Annotated in this window: 16 protein-coding genes; 9 read left to right on the plus strand and 7 right to left on the minus strand. The window is 71.7% G+C overall.

The window, feature by feature from the left end; translation table 11 throughout:
* Positions 1–376 precede the first annotated feature (376 nt).
* Together AB0L59_RS23560 and ptsP are read left to right on the plus strand one after the other, a co-directional pair.
* Complete coding sequence (locus AB0L59_RS23560) at positions 377–826, plus strand: PTS glucose transporter subunit IIA (RefSeq protein WP_365586879.1); 450 nt, start codon at positions 377–379, stop codon at positions 824–826.
* An 80-nt stretch (positions 827–906) separates the two neighbouring features.
* Entirely contained in the window at positions 907–2,577 is a 1,671-nt protein-coding gene (gene ptsP / locus AB0L59_RS23565; protein ID WP_365586882.1) for a phosphoenolpyruvate--protein phosphotransferase, read from the plus strand.
* Between the two features lie 69 nt (positions 2,578–2,646).
* On the opposite strand, the gene AB0L59_RS23570 is transcribed toward ptsP, so the two are convergent.
* Together AB0L59_RS23570 and AB0L59_RS23575 are read right to left on the minus strand one after the other, a co-directional pair.
* On the minus strand, positions 2,647–3,540 hold the full coding sequence (locus AB0L59_RS23570) for a hypothetical protein (RefSeq protein WP_365586884.1): 894 nt from the start codon (positions 3,538–3,540) through the stop codon (positions 2,647–2,649).
* 24 nt (positions 3,541–3,564) lie between these two features.
* Positions 3,565–4,770, minus strand: a complete 1,206-nt coding sequence (locus AB0L59_RS23575; RefSeq protein WP_365586887.1) for an MFS transporter — start codon at positions 4,768–4,770, stop codon at positions 3,565–3,567.
* Positions 4,771–4,897: 127 nt separating this feature from the next.
* On the opposite strand from AB0L59_RS23575, the gene AB0L59_RS23580 reads away from it, so the two are divergent.
* Complete coding sequence (locus AB0L59_RS23580; protein WP_365586889.1) at positions 4,898–6,217, plus strand: aminotransferase class I/II-fold pyridoxal phosphate-dependent enzyme; 1,320 nt, start codon at positions 4,898–4,900, stop codon at positions 6,215–6,217.
* A 12-nt stretch (positions 6,218–6,229) separates the two neighbouring features.
* Here the strand turns inward: AB0L59_RS23580 and AB0L59_RS23585 are convergent, their stop codons facing one another.
* A complete protein-coding gene (locus AB0L59_RS23585; protein WP_365586892.1) occupies positions 6,230–8,206 on the minus strand; it encodes an acetoacetate--CoA ligase in 1,977 nt (658 codons plus the stop codon).
* A 215-nt stretch (positions 8,207–8,421) separates the two neighbouring features.
* Between AB0L59_RS23585 and AB0L59_RS23590 the strand changes: the two genes are divergently transcribed.
* The gene (locus AB0L59_RS23590; protein ID WP_365586895.1) at positions 8,422–10,782 is read left to right on the plus strand and encodes a glycoside hydrolase family 31 protein; all 2,361 of its coding nucleotides are present in this window, start codon (positions 8,422–8,424) and stop codon (positions 10,780–10,782) included.
* A gap of 10 nt (positions 10,783–10,792) precedes the next feature.
* On the opposite strand, the gene AB0L59_RS23595 is transcribed toward AB0L59_RS23590, so the two are convergent.
* Positions 10,793–11,329, minus strand: coding sequence for an NUDIX domain-containing protein (locus AB0L59_RS23595; protein WP_365586897.1), 537 nt, complete (start codon positions 11,327–11,329; stop codon positions 10,793–10,795).
* A 46-nt stretch (positions 11,330–11,375) separates the two neighbouring features.
* The gene (locus tag AB0L59_RS23600; RefSeq protein WP_365586899.1) at positions 11,376–12,185 is read right to left on the minus strand and encodes a M15 family metallopeptidase; all 810 of its coding nucleotides are present in this window, start codon (positions 12,183–12,185) and stop codon (positions 11,376–11,378) included.
* Positions 12,186–12,260: 75 nt separating this feature from the next.
* On the opposite strand from AB0L59_RS23600, the gene AB0L59_RS23605 reads away from it, so the two are divergent.
* From AB0L59_RS23605 to glpK, 5 genes are all read left to right on the plus strand, one after another.
* Positions 12,261–12,707, plus strand: a complete 447-nt coding sequence (locus AB0L59_RS23605) for a zinc ribbon domain-containing protein (RefSeq protein ID WP_365586902.1) — start codon at positions 12,261–12,263, stop codon at positions 12,705–12,707.
* Positions 12,704–13,894, plus strand: coding sequence for a lipid-transfer protein (locus AB0L59_RS23610; protein WP_365586904.1), 1,191 nt, complete (start codon positions 12,704–12,706; stop codon positions 13,892–13,894). Before AB0L59_RS23605 ends, AB0L59_RS23610 begins: the two co-directional genes overlap by 4 nt.
* A 133-nt stretch (positions 13,895–14,027) precedes the next feature.
* The gene (locus tag AB0L59_RS23615) at positions 14,028–15,677 is read left to right on the plus strand and encodes a GGDEF domain-containing protein (RefSeq protein WP_365586906.1); all 1,650 of its coding nucleotides are present in this window, start codon (positions 14,028–14,030) and stop codon (positions 15,675–15,677) included.
* Between the two features lie 344 nt (positions 15,678–16,021).
* Positions 16,022–16,771 (plus strand): MIP/aquaporin family protein, encoded by a 750-nt coding sequence (locus tag AB0L59_RS23620; RefSeq protein WP_365586907.1) that lies wholly within the window; start codon positions 16,022–16,024, stop codon positions 16,769–16,771.
* Positions 16,772–16,885: 114 nt separating this feature from the next.
* Entirely contained in the window at positions 16,886–18,406 is a 1,521-nt protein-coding gene (gene glpK / locus AB0L59_RS23625; protein WP_365586910.1) for a glycerol kinase GlpK, read from the plus strand.
* Between the two features lie 85 nt (positions 18,407–18,491).
* On the opposite strand, the gene AB0L59_RS23630 is transcribed toward glpK, so the two are convergent.
* Positions 18,492–19,097, minus strand: a complete 606-nt coding sequence (locus AB0L59_RS23630; RefSeq protein WP_365586912.1) for an ATP/GTP-binding protein — start codon at positions 19,095–19,097, stop codon at positions 18,492–18,494.
* Positions 19,098–19,419: 322 nt separating this feature from the next.
* Positions 19,420–19,815 (minus strand): DUF742 domain-containing protein, encoded by a 396-nt coding sequence (locus tag AB0L59_RS23635; RefSeq protein ID WP_365586915.1) that lies wholly within the window; start codon positions 19,813–19,815, stop codon positions 19,420–19,422.
* Between the last annotated feature and the right edge of the window lie 9 nt (positions 19,816–19,824).

The raw sequence follows: 19,824 nt of genomic DNA on the forward strand, positions 1-19,824 counted from the left end.
TGATTTTTGGCACGCTGTTGAGTTCTCAAGGAACGGTCGCTTCCTTCGTACTCACCCTCTCGGGCTTTCCTCCGGGCGCTTCCCTTCGGTGTTTCAAACTCTATCAGGGTTTTTCCGTCTCTCTGACCACCCTCCTGCAGACATGCAGAAGCGGATCCAGAGATAGGATCTGACGAGTTTGGGTTCTGTTGAGTGGGGGCGCTTTCGCGTCCCTCTGCCCAAGCAGGAGTACGACTGTACACGGAGCCTCGAAGGGCGTGCAAATCCATGGGGTTGGTGGTCTAGACCACTAGCTGGTAGCTTCCATACGGAACCGCCACTTCACATGACATACGCTGCTGCTCAGTGCGCAGCTCCACTCCTCGGGAGGCTTCCCATGACCACCGTGACGTCCCCTCTTGCAGGACGTGCCATCGGACTGGCCGCAGTGCCGGATCCGGTCTTCTCCGGGGCCATGGTGGGCCCGGGCACCGCGATCGACCCTGTACGTGAGCCCTCCGAGGCCGTGGCGCCAGTGGACGGCGTCATCGTCTCCCTGCACCCGCACGCCTTCGTCGTCGTGGACGAAAGCGGGCACGGCGTGCTCACCCATCTCGGCATCGACACGGTGCAGCTCAACGGCGAAGGTTTCGAGCTGCTCGTCAACAAGGGCGACACCGTCACGCGCGGTCAGGCCATCGTGCGCTGGAACCCCGCCGTCGTGGAGGCCGCCGGCAAGTCCCCGGTCTGCCCCGTCGTCGCGCTCGAGGCCACGGCCGAGTCCCTCTCCGACCTCCGTGACAGCGGAGACGTGAAGGCCGGCGACAGCCTCTTCGCCTGGAACTGACCACAGTGCCGTCCACCGGACGGCGATTCAGGACAACCACCACGGCGGCGGGACCCGCCGCACTATCGGAGACGGGTGAGATGGAGACAACGCTGCGAGGCGTCGGCGTGAGCCACGGCGTGGCCATCGGCGAGGTTCGGCACATGGGTACGGCGGTGCTGGAGCCGCCGGCCAAGCAGATCCCGGCGGAGGAGGCGGAGCGGGAGCAGGGGCGCGCCCGCCAGGCCGTGGACGCCGTGGCCGCCGATCTGATGGCGCGCGGCAATCTGGCCGGGGGCGAGGCCCAGGCCGTGCTCGAGGCTCAGGCCATGATGGCCCAGGATCCCGAGCTCATGGCGGATGTGGAGCGGCGCATCGCCGTCGGCAGCACGGCCGAGCGCGCGGTGTACGACGCGTTCGCGGCGTACCGGGAGTTGCTGGCCGGCGCGGGTGAGTACCTGGCCGGGCGCGTGGCCGATCTCGATGATGTGCGGAATCGTATCGTCGCCCGGCTGCTGGGCGTTCCAATGCCGGGTGTGCCGGACAGCGACCAGCCCTACGTCCTCGTCGCGCGTGATCTGGCCCCTGCGGACACCGCGCTGCTGGACCCCTCGCTCGTGCTCGGTTTCGTGACCGAGGAGGGCGGACCGACCAGTCACAGCGCGATCCTGGCGCGGGCGCTGGGGGTGCCGGCGGTCGTGGCGCTGCCGGGTGCCGGGGAACTGGCCGAGGGCACGGTGATCGCGGTCGACGGCAGCACCGGAGACATCTTCGTGAACCCGAGCGACGAGAAGAAGGCGCGGCTGCGGGCCGCGGCCGCCGAGCGCAAGGCCGCGCTGGCCGCCTCGACCGGCCCGGGTGTGACCGCGGACGGGTACAAGGTGCCGCTGCTGGCCAACGTGGGCGGTCCGGCTGACGTACCGGCCGCCGTGGAGGCCGGCGCCGAGGGTGTCGGTCTGTTCCGTACCGAGTTCCTGTTCCTGGACGACAGCAAGAGCGCTCCTTCCGAGGAGAAGCAGGTGGAGGCCTACCGGCAGGTGCTGGAGGCGTTCCCCGAGGGCCGTGTGGTCGTGCGGGTGCTGGACGCGGGTGCGGACAAACCGCTGGACTTCCTGACCCCGGCCGACGAACCGAACCCGGCGCTGGGCGTGCGTGGTCTGCGCACCCTCCTCGACCACCCGGAGATCCTGCGCGCGCAACTGACCGCGCTGGCGAAGGCCGCCGAGGGGCTGCCCGTCTACCTCGAGGTCATGGCGCCCATGGTGGCGGACCGCGCGGACGCGAAGGCGTTCGCGGACGCCTGCCGTGAGGCGGGACTGCAGGCGAAGTTCGGCGCGATGGTGGAGATCCCGTCGGCCGCGCTGCGGGCGCGTTCGATCCTGCAGGAGGTCGAGTTCCTGTCGCTGGGGACCAACGACCTCGCGCAGTACACCTTCGCGGCCGACCGGCAGGTGGGCGCGGTGTCCCGGCTTCAGGACCCGTGGCAGCCGGCGTTGCTGGACCTGGTCGCGCTGTCCGCGGAGGCGGCCAGGGCCGAGGGCAAGAGCTGTGGGGTGTGCGGTGAGGCCGCGTCGGACCCGCTGCTGGCCTGTGTGCTGACCGGTCTGGGTGTCACCTCCCTGTCCATGGGTGCCGCGTCCATTCCTTATGTCCGGGCGACACTGGCGAAGTACACGCTGGCGCAGTGCGAGCGAGCCGCTGCGGCGGCGCGTGCCGCGGACAGCGCCGAGGAGGCGCGCGGCGCGGCTCAGGCGGTGCTGTCCGGCGAGTAGCCGTACCCGCGCTTTCGGTGTGCCGGGTCCAGGGGCGTCCCGCCTTCGGGTGGGGCGCCCCTGGTGCGTTCAGTGACGGTGGCCCGGTGTCCTGGTGTCGTCCCCGAGGTCGGGGGGCTCGCAGTAGTCGACGCCGGACTCCGGGGGGATGAGGTCGCCCGTTTCGGCGTCGGTGCAGTAGGCGTCGAACACTTCTGCGGCGGTGAGCGGTTCGAGATCACCGGAGCGCAGTCGCCAGCCGTAGACCCGGTCGGCCGTCTCCGGGGCGCTGATGCGCAGGACGAGTCCGCCGGGGCTTCGGGTCGCGAGGCCGAGTGCGAGGACGCTGGTGAGTTCCAGGGCCTCGGCCTCGTCGAGGTGCATGCCGCCGTGGCTGTCCTGGTCGCCGTGCAGGACGGAGAGCAGGGTTTCGGGGGGGCCCGAGACGCTGCACACGAGGTGCCGGTCGCCGGGTGGTGCGGTCTCGAGGATGCGGAGCAGGAGGTCGGAGGCGCGGGTGAAGGCCGCCCTGCCGATGTCCTCGCCACAGGTGGGGCAGGGGCCGAGGCGGGACAGCAGGATGCTGGCGTACTCCCACGTCGCCTGCCGTACGGCTTCGTCCACCAGGGCGGGTACCAGGGTGGCGAGGGGTCGGCCGTCGTAGGGGATGGTGGGGCCCGTGGCCGCGAGTTCCGCGGTGAAACGGGTCCGGCTGGCCGGGGCTTCCGGGTCGAGGCCGGCTTCCGCGCAGTAGGTGGCGTAGTCCTCGGGGTCGAACAGGGCGAGTGTGGTGTGGGTGCCCTGGGCGGCGCGTGCCCTGAGGACGGCCTCGACCTGGCGCAGGTAGGTCGCGTGGTCGTCGAAGCTGAAGCTGCGGTAGCGCCGCATGGCGCGGAAGTCGTGTTCGTCGGTGAGCAGACCGATGGTGCCGGCGATCTCGCGGCGCAGGACGCGTCGCATGGTCTGGTGGTCGGTGTGCGCCATGTTTCCCCCAAAGTGCGCGGTCGATCAATGCTCACTCACCGTAACCGGCAGCACTGACAACGGGCTCGTCCGGAGCCGGTCGCGGACCAGTCGGTGTTGAAGTGCGCAGGTCGCGGCGATGGTGGCGCCGAAGACGGTCCAGCCGAGCGGGCCGGTGGCGATGGCGGCGGTGGCGGCGAGCGGGCCGAGGCTGCGCTGGCCTGACTGGGCGAGGCCGTGGACGCCGAGGTAGGCGCCCTGGGCGCTGTCCGGGGCGAGGGCCAGGGAGAGTTCCCAGGACACGACGGCATGCAGCATCTCGGCCAGGGTGAACAGCGCGGCGGAGGAGGTGAGCAGGCAGATCGCCCGGGCGGTGCCGCCGGTGGCGGACAGGGCCAGGGTGACGCCGCCGGTGGCGGACGCGGCGGCCAGCGGGACGAGCAGTTTGCGGGCTGCCGCGGTGGTGGTGCCGTGGCGGGCGAGCGGTACCTGGAGGGCGACCACCATCACGTTGTTGAGTACGAGCAGCAGGGGCGCGAGGCCGTGCGGTACGCCCTGGGTGTGGGCGATCCACAGGGGCAGGCCGATCTGGAAGACGGAGTCGTCGAGGAAGAGGACCATGTCGGTCGCCACGTACGCGAGGTAGGTGCGGTCGCGCCAGGGGTTCGCCGGTCTGGCGCTGTGGGGTGTGGTGCCGGCGGCGGGGACGCGGCTGCTGGACGGGGGTTCGGCGCAGGTCAGGGTGAGGAGGGCGATGGCGAGGAAGGAGAGCGCGTCACCGGTGAGGAGCCACCGGTAGGCGGTGGTGGTGCCGACGGTGAGGGCGGCCGCGGCGGCGAGTCCGCCCAGGGCCCAGCCGGCGTTGGACGCGGTGCGGTTGACGGCCTGGTAGCGGACTCGGTCGGGTCCGGCGACGCGGGCGGCGTAGAGCTTGGTGAGGACGCTGGAGGCGCGGTCGCTGAGGCTGCCGACGGCGGATATCGCGAGGAGCGGGAGGTAGTGGCCGGTGGTGAGCAGGCCGAACGACGTGAGAGCGCGCAGGAGTTGGAGGACGATCAGGATCCGGGTGAGGGGGAAGCGGTCGGCGATGCGTCCGCCCAGGGGTGCGCCCGCGATGCCGACGGCGCCGGACACCGCGGCGAGGGTGCCGACCTGGGCGACGGAGAGGCCCGAGACGTAGGTGAAGTACAGGACGGAGACGGATGCCCACAGGCCGCTGCCGATGCGGTCGGTGAAGGTGATGAGGAGCATCCGGCGTCCGTCGCGGCCTCCTGGTATGCGCGACGGCCGGGTCGTGGCCGCGGACTTGGCATCCACTGTTCCCCCTTGGGTGGAGCTCGACTTGCTCCCGGTTATGTACTGATACATAATGGTCAACGTGGCAACACAATATGAGATCAGCGGTGCGACGGCCAAGGGGATTGCCGTGTCCGTCGAACGGGGCGTGGCCGAGGGAGCGTTGGCACCGGGGGTCGCGCTGCCGCCCGTACGGCGGCTCGCGGACGAGTTGGGGGTGAGTCCGGGCACGGTCGCCACGGCCTACAAGGAGTTGCGGCGGCGGGGCATCGTCGTCACGCGCGGGCGCGGCGGCACCGTGGTCGCTCCGGCCCCCGCCGTCGCCTCCCGGCGGCCGCCCAAGGTGCCCGAAGGGCTGCGCGACCTGGCGGGTGGACATCCCGATCCCGCGCTGCTGCCCGCTCTGCTGCCGCCGTCGCGCCTCTCCCCCGGCGCCCGCTCACATCGCTCCGCGCCCCGGCTGGAGCGGCTCGAGGCCGCGGTGCGCGACCGGCTGGGGGCGGACGGCGTCCCCGTGGAGCACGTGACGTTCGCGCACGGGGCGCTGGATCTGATCGGCCGCGTACTGTCGGTCGAGTTGCGTCCCGGTGACGGCGTGGCGATGGAGGATCCGGGCTATCACCATCTGCTGGATCTGGTCGCGGCGTTGGGGCTGCGCACTGTCCCGGTCGCCGTGGACGACGAGGGGATGCGCCCGGATGCGCTGCGCGGGGCGCTCGGGTCCGGGGTCCGGGCCGTGGTGTTCAGTCCGCGGGCGCAGAATCCGTACGGCGGATGTTTCTCCGCGGCGCGTCGCGATGCGCTGGCCGAGGTGCTGCGGGACGCGCCCGAGGTGCTGGTGGTGGAGAACGACCACGCCTCCGAGGTGGCCGATGCCGCGCTGCACACGGTGACGAGTGCGGGGCCGACGCGCTGGGTGCACGTGCGGACCGTGAGCAAGTTCCTGGGGACCGATCTGCGCTGGGCGGCCGCGGCCTGTGACCCGGTCACGCTCGCCCGGCACGACGGCCGGCTGCTGCTCACCTCGGGCTGGGTCAGTCACCTGCTGCAGGAGACCGTGCTCGGCCTCATGACGGACGCGGACACGCGTGCGTTGGTGGCACGCGCGCGTGAGGCGTACGCGCTGCGGCGCACGGCGCTGGCCGGCGAGCTGGCCGCACGGGGCATCGCGTCTCGCGCGGCGAGCGGGATGAACGTGTGGGTGCCCGTGCGCGACGAATCGGCGGTGGTGAACGGACTGCGGTCGTACGGCTGGTGGGTGGCGGCCGGTGCGCGGTTCCGGCTGGCTTCCGGGCCGGGCGTGCGGATCACGGCCGCGGGACTGGAGCCGGCCGACGCCGCGCGCCTGGCCTCGGACTTCGCCGCCGTGCTGGGCGAGTCCGAGGCCACCTATGGAGGGTGATGCCCTTGGGGGTCAGGCGCGCTTGCGGGCGAGTTCCTCGTAGAAGGCGAGCAGGGCGAGGTTGTCGATGGAGCCGGGGTTGACCGCCTTCTCCAGGGGTGTGCCCTGCAGGAGGCGCTTGACGGGGACCTCGATGCGCTTGCCCGTGAGGGTGTGGGGGACGCCGGGTACCTCGATGATCTCGTCGGGCAGGTGACGCGGCGAGAGCTGTTCCCGGATGGCCAGCCTGATCCGGTTCAGGAGGGCCTCGTCGAGTACGGCACCGGGCGCGAGGTGCACGAACAGCGGCATCCAGTAGCCGCCGTCGGGCTGCTCGACGCCGATGACGAGGGACTCCCTGATCTCGGGCAGTCGCTCGACGACCTCGTAGATGTCGGCCGAGCCCATGCGCACGCCCTGCCGGTTGAGGGTGGAGTCGGAGCGACCGTGGATGATCACGGTGCCGCGTGAGGTGACCGTGATCCAGTCGCCGTGCCGCCAGACGCCGGGGTACGTGTCGAAGTAGCTGTCGTGATAGCGGCTGCCGTCGGGGTCGTTCCAGAACCGGATCGGCATGGAGGGCATGGGGTTGGTGACGACCAGCTCGCCGACCTCGTCGATGACGGGCTTGCCGCTGAGGTCCCAGGCCTGCAGGTCGGTGCCGAGACCGGGCGCCTGCAGTTCGCCGGTGTACACCGGGAGGGTCGGCACACCGCCGGCGAAGCAGGAGCAGACGTCGGTGCCGCCGCTGACGGAGGCGATCCACAGGTCGGCCCCGCTCTCTGCGAACTCGTCGTGCAGCCACCGGAAGCCGTCGGGGGGCAGCGGCGAGCCGGTGGTGGCGACGCACTTCACCGCGGACAGGTCGAAGTCGCGCGCGGGGTGGACGCCGGCCTTGCGGCAGGCCATGACGTATGCGGCCGAGGTGCCGTAGAGGGTGGCACCGGTGCGTTCGGCGACCCGCCACTGGGCGCCGGTGTCCGGGTAGCCGGGGCTGCCGTCGTACAGGACGATCGTCGTGCCCGTGAGCAGGCCGGAGACGAGGAAGTTCCACATCATCCAGCCGGTCGAGGTGTACCAGAAGAAACGATCCTCGGGACCGAGGTCGCAGTGCAGGCCGAGCTGCTTGAGGTGCTCGACCAGGATGCCGCCCTGGGACTGGACGATGGCCTTGGGCAGGCCGGTGGTGCCGGAGGAGTACAGCACCCACAGCGGGTGGCCGAACGGGACCGGCTCGAAGACGGGCTCGGCGTCCCCCGCCGTCAGCGCCGACCACTCCAGGGCCCCCTCGGGTGCCTGTGTGCCGAGCAGCGGGATGTGGACGACGGCACGCACGGTGGGCAACTCGCGGCGCAGTTCGGCGACGATCTCGCGGCGGTCGTGCTCCTTGCCGCCGTAGCGGTAGCCGTCGACCGTGAACAGGACGACGGGCTCGACCTGCTGGAAGCGGTCGAGGACGCTGCGGGCGCCGAAGTCGGGGGCACAGGAGGTCCAGACGGCGCCGACGGCGGCCGTGGCGAGCAGGGCGACGACGGCCTGCGGGATGTTGGGCAGATAGCCGCTGACGCGGTCGCCGGGCCGGACCCCGAGGGCGCGGAGTTCGGCGGCGAGGGAGCCGACCTGGCGGCGCAGCTCGGACCAGGTCACCGGGCGCGGTTCGTGGGTCTCGTCGACGCAGAGGAGGGCCGGTTCGTCCGCGCGGTCGGCGGCGGCGCGCAGGGCGTGCTCCGCGTAGTTGAGCGTGGCGCCTGGGAACCACTGGGCGCCGGGCATGGCACGGTCGCCGAGCACGCGCGCGTAGGGTGCCGAGAAGCGGACTCCGAAGTACTCCGTGAGGGCCTTCCAGAAGGCCTCCAGCTGGTCGACGGACCACTGGTGGAGGGCGGGGTAGCCGCCGTCGGCCGGGGCGCCGTGGTGCTCGGCGGCCCACGCCTGGAACTGGGTGATGCGGGCCTGGGCGATCCGTTCGGGATCGGGCTGCCAGAGCGGCTGGGGGTTCGCGGTCGACATGGGGGCGGCTCCCGGGCTGTGCGCGTTGTGGGCGTCGGTGCGCGCACGGGCTGGGGTGTGCGCGTGACGCGGCTGACAGGGACGATGCCATGTGATCGACTTCTACACCAGGGTGCGCCCCACATAGTCCTTGTCGTGAAGATGTGCTCCCGGCAGGGGTGAACGGCAGTTGAACGACACGCGCGCGTGGGGTGCGCAGTGGCAGGGTGAGCAGCATGGACGGTCGTGACCTGGTGCGTTCGGTGAGTGTGGTCGGTTCGGGGAGGGCGGCGCGGGGGTTGCGTACCGTACGGGCCGCGTGGCGCAGGCGGCGGATCGACGCCGCCGGGTTGCCGCGGCGGGGTGCCGAGCGGGCGCGGGTTCCGGGCCAGGTGGAGAGCGTGGAGCCGGGGCCGGGTGGCGGGCTGATCCGGTTCGGGCGGTCCGAGCTGCGGATCACCGTTGCGGTGAACGGGGCGGTGTTCTGGGGATGGGACGGGGCGGGCCCCCAGCCGTCGTACGCGCTCGCGGGCAGCTGTCCGGAGCCGGATCCGCGTGCCGTGCTGGAGCCGGACAAGGACGGCGGCTGGCGGGTGGTCGCCGAGCGGGTGACGGTCACCGTCTCGCGGCACGGTGCGGTGCAGGTGTGCACGCCGGGCGGGGTGACCCTGCGGCGGGATCTGCCGCCGCGCTGGTGGGAGCCGGTCGGCGGGGGCACGGCACGGTGGATGCAGCGGTCGGAGGTGCCGGCCGACGCGCGCTTCTTCGGTCTGGGCGGCCGGGCCTCCGGGCCGAGGCTGCGCAACGGCACGTACCGGCTGTGGAACACCGACCCCGGCCGGGCGTTCGGCCCCGGCGACGATCCGCTGTACCTGACGATGCCGGTGCAGCTGGTGGTGGCCGACGCCGGCACGCATCTGGTGTTCCACGACACCACGTGGGACGGGACGGCGGTCCTGCGCGAGGGCGAGGAGGGCGCCGGATCGGGGCATGACCGGGCGGGGCGCTGCGAGGTGCGGATGGACGGCGGTCCGCTGCGCTGCTGGGTGATGGTGGGCACCCCCGCGCGCGTGCTGCACACCTGGGTCTCGCTGACCGGAGCGCCCGCGCTGCCGCCCGGCTGGGCGCTCGGCCACCAGCACGCGCGCTGGGGGTTCGGCAGCGAGCAGGAGGTGCGCCGGATCGTGGCGGGCTACCAGGAGCGCGGGCTGCCGCTGGACGCCGTGCACCTGGACATCGACCACTACGACGACCACCAGGTGTTCACCGTCGACCAGCAGCGCTTCCCCAAGCTGCCGCAACTCGCCGAGGAACTGGGCCGGGACGGGATCCGGCTGGTGTCGATCGTCGATCCGGCCGTGAGGCCGGCGCCGGGCAACGCCGTGTACGAGAGCGGTGCGGCCGTGGACGCGTTCGTGCGGGACGCCTCCGGGCGCACGGTGCGCGGTGTGGTGTGGGCCGGGGAGTCGGTCTTTCCGGACTTCACGCACACGCGCGTGCGCAAGTGGTGGGGCGGGTTGTACGAGGAGCGGCTGGGGCAGGGCTTCTCGGGCTTCTGGCACGACATGAACGAGCCGACGTCGTTCAACGCCTTCGGGGAGCCGACCCTGCCGCGCTCGGCCCGGCACGCGCTGGAGGGGCGCGGGGGCGATCACCGGGAGGCGCACAACGTGTACGCGCTCTGCATGGCCCGGGCGGGCTACGAGGGGCTGCGCGAGCTGTCGCCGGGGCAGCGGCCCTTCCTGTTCTCCCGGTCGGGCTGGGCGGGGATGCAGCGGTACGGGGGAACCTGGTCCGGGGACGTGGCGACGGGCTGGCCCGGGCTGCGGGCGTCGCTGTCGATGGTGCTGGGACTCGGGCTGTGCGGGGTGCCGTACTCGGGGCCGGACGTCGGCGGTTTCGACGGAAGTCCGTCGCCGGAGCTGTATCTCAGATGGTTCCAGCTCGGCGCGTACCTGCCGCTGTTCCGCACCCACGCGAGTCTGCGGGCGGGGCGCCGGGAGCCCTGGGAGTTCGGTGCCGAGGTGCTGGAGCACGCGCGCGTGGCACTGCGCGAACGGCGACGGCTGCTGCCGTACTTCGTGACACTGGCGCATCTGGCCCGGCGCACCGGCGCGCCCTATGTTCGGCCGCTGTGGTGGGGCGCGCCGGAGGACCGGGCGCTGCGGGACTGCGAGGACACGTTTCTGCTCGGGGACGGTCTGCTGGTGGCGCCGGTGCTGGACCCGGGGGCCGACCGGCGTGCGGTGCAGCTGCCGCGGGGCCGCTGGTACGACACGGTGACGGAGGAGGCGTACGAGGGGCCGGCGCAGGTCCTCGTCGAGGCGCCGCTGTCGCGGACGCCGGTGTTCGCCCGGGCAGGTGCGGTCATCCCCGTGCGCGGTGCCGGCGGCGGCCTGGAGCTGGAGGTGTGGGCACCCGCGCGTGGCCGGACGGGCGGCGGCCTGGTCGTGCCGGACGCGGGCGACGGGTGGGACGAACCGGAGATCGAACGCTACGTCGCCCGCCGGCAGGGCGGCGCGGTGGTGGTCACCCGGGCCCGGGAGGACGGGTCCGCCGAGCCGCCCTACCCGGTGCGGGTACGGGGGCTCGGCTGAGCCACGCCGCTCAGACGTACCGGCCCTCGAACCAGGCCCGCACGGCCACGGTGTGCAGCGGGAAGGCGAGCTCCTCGGGCCTGCGCAGCAGCTGCCAGCCCTCGGTCTCGTCCGTGGGGTCGGAGGGCGGGAGTCCGTCCACCGGGCGCTCCGGAAGGAGTCCGAAGAGCAGCAGGTGTCCGTCCGGCGAGCTCATGGCGTCCACGAGCCGCACATCGCGCGTGGCCGCGTCGATGCCGGTCTCCTCCTTGAGTTCGCGTACGACGGCCTGCTTCCAGTCCTCCCGGTCGTCGATGTAGCCGCCGGGCAGTGCCGTGCCCCCGCGCGCGGGGGCGATGGTGCGGGTGACGACCACCAGGGCCGTGCCCTTGGTGTCGTACACGGGCTGGAGCGCGATCGCGACCGGCAGCGGGTTGCGGTAGGCGACGGCACCGCAGGACGGGCAGGTGCGCGGCCAGCCGGAAACGCCCTCTCCGTAGGGCGCTCCGCAACGGGAACAGTGCGAGTCCGGTGCGGAGTTATCAGTTGGTTGTTGAGTTTCGGACACGCGCGGACTGTATCCGATCAGAGGAGGGACATCTTCCGTAGGTTGCTCAGTCGGCGTCGACGAGCGACCTCCAGGACACGGGGAAGTCGAAATAGGTGTCCGGGTAGGGCTCCGGCTTGTACGTGTAGTGCCACCACTCCTCGGCGAGGTTCACGAATCCGAGGCCCTCCATGGTGTTCTTGAGCAGCAGGCGGTTGGCGCGCTGTTCGCCCTGGATGCGCGGGTCGAGCGTGTGCGCAAGGGTGTCGAAGCAGTCGAATCCGGTTCCCATGTCCACGGAGTTGTCGGGGAATCGGTCGTTCTTGGGCGCGTAGCAGGGCACGAGGGGCTCTCCCGGGTGGTACGGGCGGGTCGGCCTCGCGGGGAGCTTCACGATCGTGAGGTCCATGGTCGAGCCGCGGCTGTGGCCGGATTTCTCCGCGATGTAGCCGTCCGCGAACAGACGGGTCTTGTCGACGTTCGGGTAGAACTCGCCCTTCATCGCCTGGTCGTCGAGGTCCTCGGCCCAGCTGACGAAGCGGTTCACGGCGCGCTGCGGCCGGTAGCAGTCGTAGACCTTGAGGGTGTAGCCCTTGCGCAGCAGTTGGACCTGTGCCCTGTGGAGGGCCTCCGCGGCGGGGCGGGTGAGGATGCAGATCGGCTGCTCGTAGCCGTCGATGCGCTCGCCGACGAAGTTGTGCGGGGTGAAATAGCGGATCTCCTGGATGATCGTCGGGTCCACCGTCGACAGGGCCACGAAGTCCTTGGGAGCCCTGGGTTCCGTCGTCGCGTGTGCGGTGGCGGACAAAGCGGTCACGGCCAGCAGGGCGGCGAGGGCGGTGACGAGACCGCGGACTGCACGGGTGAGTCGTCTCATGTCTCCGCCCTGCCCATTTCCGGATGCCCGTGACACACTTCTGACGAACCGTCAGGTCTCGTGGAAGGAGCGCCTGTGTCTCGGACACGTACACCTGCGGTCGCCGGCTGGTTCATCGGCGACGGGGACGGCTTCCGGCTGCTGGGCACCCGTTGCTCGTCCTGCGCCACGGTGTTCTTCCCACGCGAGGACGTCCACTGCCGCAATCCGCGCTGCGCCGGCGGCCTCCTGGAGGAGACACCTCTGTCACGGAGGGGACGAATCTGGTCGTACACGGATTGTCGATACCGGCCGCCGTCACCCTATGTGAGCAATCCGGAACTTCCGTGGGACCCGTACGCGTTGATCGCGGTGGAGCTGGAGGCCGAGCGGATCGTGGTACTGGGACAGGCGGCTCCCGGGGTCACCGTCGCCGATCTGACGGCGGGCATGGAGGTCGAGGTCGTCCCCGGCGTGCTCCACGAGGACGCGGAGACGACCTGGACGACCTGGCACTGGCGGCCGACGGGGGTGAGGGCGTGACGACCGACGTGGCGGTGCTCGGCGCGGGCATGCACCCCTGGGGCAAGTGGGGACGCTCCTTCGTGGAGTACGGGACGGCGGCGGCCCGCGCGGCGCTCGCGGACGCCCGTGTCGACTGGCGGGACGTCGGCTCGGTCGTGGGCGCGGACACGGTGCGTGGCGGTTATCCCGGGTATGTGGCGGGAGCGACGTTCGCCAAGGCCCTGGGGTGGCAGGGAGCCAGGGTCGCCAGTGTCTACGCGGCGTGTGCCTCCGGGGCACAGGCGATCGCAGCGGCCCGGGCGCAGATCCTCTCCGGGCTCGCGGACGTCGTCCTCGTGGTGGGGGCGGACGCGGCCCCCAAGGGGTTCTTCCGGCCCCCGGGCGGGGAGCGTCCCGACGATCCGGACTGGCTGCGCTTCCGTCTGCTGGGCGCGACGAATCCGACGTACTTCGGGCTGTACGCGCGGCGGCGGATGGCGGTGCACGGGGACACACCGGAGGACTTCGCCCTGGTGAAGGTGAAGAACGCCGCGATGGGCGCACTCAATCCGTACGCGCGTTATCGCAAGCGCGTCACCGCCGAGGAGGTCGCCGCCTCCGCGGTGGTCGCCGATCCGCTGCGGCTGCTCGACATCTGCGCCACCTCCGACGGCGGCGCCGCCCTGGTGCTGTCCAGCATGGACTTCGCGCACCGGCACGGCGTGGCCCGGCCGGTGCGGATCCGGGCGGTGTCGACGGTGACCCCGCGCTTCCCGAACACGGTGCTGGACCTGCCGGACATCGCCACGGACTCGACGGTGGCGGCGGACGCCCCCGATGAGACGTTCCGGGCCTCCATCGCCCGGGCAGCATACGAGGAGGCGGGCATCGGCCCCGAGGACTTGTCCCTGGCCGAGGTCTACGACCTGTCCACCGCACTGGAGCTGCAGTGGTACGAGGACCTGGGGCTGTGCGGCGAGGGCGAGGGAGCAAAGCTCCTGCGGGAGGGGGCGACGGCTCCGGGCGGCCGCATACCCGTCAACACCAGCGGCGGGCTGGCCTCCTTCGGGGAGGCGGTGCCGGCCCAGGCCATCGCCCAGGTCTGCGAGCTGGCCGGGCAGCTGCGCGGCACCGCCGGCGACCGGCAGATCGCCGGGGCGCGCGTGGGCATCTCGGCGAACCAGGGACTGTTCGGGCACGGATCGGCGGTGGTCGCGGTGGCATGACGAGACCGGGGAAGGGCACCCTGTGACAGCTGCGACCACAGAGGTTTCCCACGCTCTGTGACCGACCCGGAATCCTGTGTGAACGTCTCATGAACTGCGCCTGGGCGCACGCGGGCGGAGCCATCATGCTCCCGTGCACTCCTGGACGGACACTCTCCGCTTCGCCTTCCAGCCGGTGGTCAACCTGAGGACGGGCGCGGTCGCCGCCCTGGAGACGCTTGCACGCCCGGAGACCGGAGACATCCTGGCCGAGGCCCGCCGCGACCCCGAACTCGACGGAAGACTCACGGTGTTGGCGCTCCGGGCCGCGACGCAGAAGGAAACCCTGCTGCCGCTGCACCTCAACGTGTTCGCGGCCACCCTCGCCGACCTCGGCGGCCTCACCCCGCTGCACGACGCCGTGCGCGTGGCCGGGCGCCTGCCCTGGGAGGTGACGCTGGACGTGGTCCCGCCCTACACGCACGTACCGCAACGGGCGCTGCTGGAGGCCGTGGCCGTGCTGCGCGAGCAGGGGTTCCGGATCAGCGCCGACGGCATCGGGGACGGCGACGTACCGCTCAGACTGCTCACCGACCTCTCCCCCGACCTGGTCAAGCTCGACGCCTCGCTGCTGTCCCGGCCGGCCGCGGTGCGGGCGATGCGGACGCTGTGCGAGGAACTGGGCGCCCTGGTCGCGGTCGAGGGAGTCGAGACCGAACTGCAGTGTGCGGCAGCGCTGTCGGCCGGGGCGCAGCTGGCCCAGGGCGAGTTGTTCGCGCCGCCGGCCCGGATCCCCGCCGCGGACGTATACGTTCCACCCCGCTCCCCCGGCGCCGTCGGCTTGCCCCGGTCCGGTCCGTCGGTACGGGAGTTCGTACGTCCCGCGGCCGTGCTCCCGGTGACGGCCCCGGCCGGGCAGGTGCGGGCGCTGCTGACCGGATCGCCGGACGTGTCCGGTGTGCTGCTGGTGGACCAGGCCGGCAGGCCCGTGCGGTCGGTGCACCGCTCCCGCTTCCTGCTGTCCATGTCCGGCCGCTACGGACACGCTCTGTACGCCGACCGGCCGGCCTTCAAGCTGGGTGACGCGCCCCGCACCGTCGGCGTCGACGCCACCGCCTGGGAGGTGCTGGACGTCGTCGCGATCGGCGGCCGGGACCGGACCTCCGACGATGTCGCGGTGGTCGACAGGCACGGGCGATGCGTGGGCGTCGTACGGCTCGCGGACCTGGTGCGGGCCCTGGCCGAGAGCCGGGTCGAGGAGGCGGCCGGGCTCAATCCGCTGACCCGGCTGCCCGGTTCGGACAGCATCACCGGCGAGGTGGACCGGTGGATCGCGGACGGCCGCACCTTCACGCTCAGCTGGCTGGACATCGACCATTTCAAACAGGTCAACGACGGTGCCGGATTCGCCGCGGGCGACGAGCTGATCCGGTCGGTGGGGCGGGCACTGCAGCAGGCGGTCTACGGGCACGCGCGCGTGGGGCACATCGGCGGGGACGACTTCCTGGTACTGGCTGAGGAGGAGGCGCTCGATCCGCTGGTCGCCACGGTGCTCGACGCGCCCTGGTCGGCGGCGGGCCGGCCGGTCACGCTCTCCCTCGCGACGGTCGTGTGCGCGCCGGGAAGCGTGGGCGACCACCGCCAGGCCGCCGCCCAGCTGGCTCCGCTGAAGAAGGCGGCCAAGGCGCTGCGCGGCGCGAGCTGGGTGCTCGGGCGCGCCGGGCTGTCCGGCCACGAGGTCCGGCGCGGCGCGGGGGCGGCACCGGCACAGGCCGGATACGTGGCCGCCGAACCAGGGTGGTGAACGTCCTTCCCGAATATGCCCGTTGAAGCCGGCGGCGGGGCCGGGCCGCCGGGCGCCCGGCTGTCACCGTTGCCGTCGGCAACCTTGACGCCCCCGGAACGCCGGTGAACACTTCCCGGTGTCAGCCGACATCGCCGTACATTCTCGGCGTTATCAGGCACTGCGCCACGGGTCTGTCCTGCTCCACGGCCCGTCCCTGCCTGGCGATACGGCTGCGACGGCACGCTCGTCACGGACGCCGGGCGGGGCGCGGGGCCCCCTGTCCTCGGCCGACGTCGCCAAGGGAAATTCCTGCACGGACGGCCGGGGCTGAACCGCCCCCAACCGGCGCCAAGGGAGCCGCCATGAGCAACGGAGACATCTTCGTCGGCGAGGTCATCGGCACCGCGATCCTCATCCTGTTCGGCGCCGGTGTGTGCGCCGCCGTCACCCTCAGGTACTCCAAGGCGCGGGCCTCGGGCTGGGTCGTCATCGCGTTCGGCTGGGGCTTCGGCGTCCTGGCAGGCGCGTACACCGCCGCGCCCCTCTCCGGCGGCCAGCTGAACCCCGCGGTCACCCTCGGCATCGCCATCGACACCGGCAAATGGGGCAAGGTCTGGGTGTATCTGCTGGGCCAGCTCGTCGGCGCGATGCTCGGGGCCGTACTGACGTACCTGGTGTATCTCGCGCAGTTCCAGGCCAACGTCCGCACGGAGGGCACGACCGAGGGAACCGCCGAAGAGCCGGTGCCGACGCTCGGCATCTTCTCGACCATTCCGGAGATCCGGAATCCGCTCGCCAACCTCATCACCGAGATCATCGCGACCGTCGCGCTGGTGCTGCCGATCCTGGCCTTCGGGCTGACCAAGGGCCTCGGCGAGTCCGGCACCACCGCGCTGATCGTGTCGCTGCTCGTCGTGGGCATCGGGCTCTCCCTCGGCGGCCCCACCGGCTACGCCATCAACCCCGCCCGCGACCTGGGCCCGCGCATCGTGCACACCTTCCTGCCGATCCCCAACAAGGGCATCTCCGACTGGGGTTACGCCTGGATACCGGTCGTCGGCCCCCTGATCGGCGGGGCGCTCGCCGGCGCCATCTACAACGTGGCTTTCTGATCCCACCCGTGCGTCACTTCCGATCCCGTACGTCGCTCCCCATCCCGTACGCCGCCTTCACCCCTCACGCGCCCCTCTGACCAGCGACCCGACCCAGCCACCCAGGGGACAGCCATGACGGACACCGCCGAGAAGTACGTCGCCGCCATCGACCAGGGCACCACCTCCAGCCGCTGCATCGTCTTCGACCACAACGGCGCGATCGTCGCCGTCGACCAGCGCGAGCACCGCCAGATCTTCCCCAAGCCGGGTTGGGTGGAGCACGACGCGACCGAGATCTGGTCCAAGGTGCAGGCCGTGGTGGCCGGAGCGCTCGCCAAGGCCGGCCTGCGCGCCGACCAGCTCAGCGCGCTCGGCATCACCAACCAGCGCGAGACGACCGTCCTGTGGGACCGCGCCACCGGCAAACCCGTGCACAACGCGATCGTCTGGCAGGACACCCGCACCGCCGCCCTGTGCACCGAACTGGGCGGCGCGGACGGCCAGGACCGTTTCCGGGAGCAGACCGGGCTGCCACTGGCCAGCTATTTCTCCGGTCCCAAGGCGGCCTGGCTGCTGGACCACGTGCCCGGTCTCAGGGAACGGGCCGAACGCGGCGAGATCGCCTTCGGGACCATCGACTCCTGGCTGATCTGGAATCTCACCGGCGGCACAGAGGGCGGCCGGCACGTCACCGACGTCACGAACGCCGGCCGCACCATGCTCATGAACCTGGACACCCTCCAGTGGGACCCCTCGATCCTGTCCGCCATGAACGTGCCCGAGACCGTGCTGCCCGAGATCAGGTCCTCCGCCGAGGTGTACGGCACGGCGGTCGGACAGCTCGCCGGTGTGCCCGTGGCCTCGGCACTGGGCGACCAGCAGGCCGCCGTCTTCGGGCAGGCCTGCTATGACGTCGGCACCGCGAAGAACACGTACGGCACCGGCAGCTTCCTGCTGCTGAACACCGGCGACCGGCCCGTGCCGTCCAAGAACGGGCTGCTGACGACGATGGGCTACAAGATCGGCGGAGAGGCGCCGGTGTACTGCCTGGAGGGGTCCATAGCAATAACGGGCGCGCTGGTCCAGTGGTTCCGCGACCAGCTCGGGATCGTCCGTACCGCCGACGAGATCGAGACGCTGGCGGCGAGCGTGGAGGACAACGGCGGGGCCTACATCGTCCCCGCGTTCTCGGGCCTGTTCGCGCCCTACTGGCGCTCCGACGCGCGCGGTGTCGTCACCGGCCTCACCCGTTACGTCACGAAGGCCCATCTCGCGCGCGCCGTGCTGGAGGCGACGAGCTGGCAGACCCGGGAGGTCGTGGACGCCATGTATCAGGACTCCGGGGTGCGGATCACCACATTGAAGGTCGACGGCGGCATGACGAAGAACAACCTGCTCATGCAGCACCAGGCGGACGTCCTCGGCGTGCCGGTGATCCAGCCCCGGGTGTCGGAGACGACCTGTCTGGGCGCGGCGTACGCGGCCGGTCTGGCGACGGGAGTGTGGAACGACCTGGACGAGCTGAAGTCGCACTGGCAGCGGGACGCGGAGTGGACACCGGCGATGGAGGCGTCGGTACGCGACCGCGAGTACCGCAACTGGCGCAAGGCCGTGGAGAAGAGCCTCGGCTGGCTGGAGGAGGACGACGCGTGAAGGTGCGTGCCACGCGCGCGTGAGTGCTCCTCACCGGACCACGGCCCGTACCCCTGTCGGCGGGGGTACGGGCCGTGCCGGCCGGTCAGCCCAGGGCGGCCTGCCGGCGGTCGGCCGCGTGGTCCATCGCGTGCTGCACGACGCCGATGAGCACCTCCTTGACCGACTCCCGGTCACGCGCGTCGCACAGCAGGACGGGTACGCCGTCGTCCAGGTCCAGGGCCTGCCGGACGGAGTCGGCGGGGTAACGGGACGCTCCCTCGAAGCAGTTGACGCCGACGAGGAAGGGGATGGCACGCCGCTCGAAGTAGTCGACGGCGGCGAAGCAGTCCTCCAGGCGGCGGGTGTCGGCCAGGACGACGGCGCCGAGCGCACCCTCGGACAGCTCGTCCCACATGAACCAGAACCGTTCCTGCCCGGGCGTGCCGAAGAGGTACAGGACCAGGTCCTCGCGCAGGGTGATCCGGCCGAAATCCATGGCCACGGTGGTGGTGTGCTTGCCCTCCACACCGCTGGTGTCGTCGACCGGGCGCCCGGCCTCGGTGAGCAGTTCCTCGGTGCGCAGCGGCCTGATCTCGCTGACCGCGCCGACGAGGGTCGTCTTGCCCACGCCGAAGCCGCCGGCCACCAGGATCTTGAGCGTGACGGGCTCGACCAGGGGCTTGCCGCGCTCAGAACGCCCGAAGATCATCGGTCTCTTCTCCTGCTTGACGGTCCTGTTGGATGGGGTCGGGCGACGGCCGGACGTGACCGCCGCCGCCAGGGGTTTCAGTGCCGCGTACGCCGCCCTGCCCGGCGCCCGCCAAGCCGTTCGGGCCGCTGGGGCCGACGTCCGCCGGGCCGCCCGGGCGGCGGTCGGTGAGCGCACGGCCCGGCGGCCCCGCCCGGTCGGCGCCTCCGGTCCCCCGTCGGACGGGGAACTCCTCGGGACGGGCCCACGGCTGCCGGGCCCGTGACCCCGGCCCGTGCGGCGGGTGCCGGCCCGTCACGTCAGTGCTCCGTTCCCGAGCCGGTCACAGCGCTCGGAGACCGTTGATCACGTCGCGCAGAATGCTCTCGTCCGGCAGCTCGGCCGGGGGTACCGGACGCGTGACATGGACGAGCTCCGCGTGCACCAGGTCGCCGATGAGGACCCGCACCACACCGACAGGCAGGTCGAGTTCGGCGGCGAGCTCGGCGACCGACTGCGGTTCGTCACGGCAGAGCCCGACGATCTCCACATGCTCCGGCGCCAGCGTCGGATCCGATTCCTTGTCGCCCGCGTCGGGTTCCGCGGCGACCACCGCGATCAGGTCCAGCCGGTGCTGGGCCGGACTCGTCGTACGGCCGCGCGTCATGGCGTACGGACGTACGACCGGCCCGGCCTCGTCGTCGAACCAGTGGTTGCTTCCCTGACCGTCTCCGCTCATGTCATCCCA

It is taken from the genome of Streptomyces sp. NPDC052109 (assembly GCF_040680195.1).
Lineage (GTDB): Bacteria > Actinomycetota > Actinomycetes > Streptomycetales > Streptomycetaceae > Streptomyces.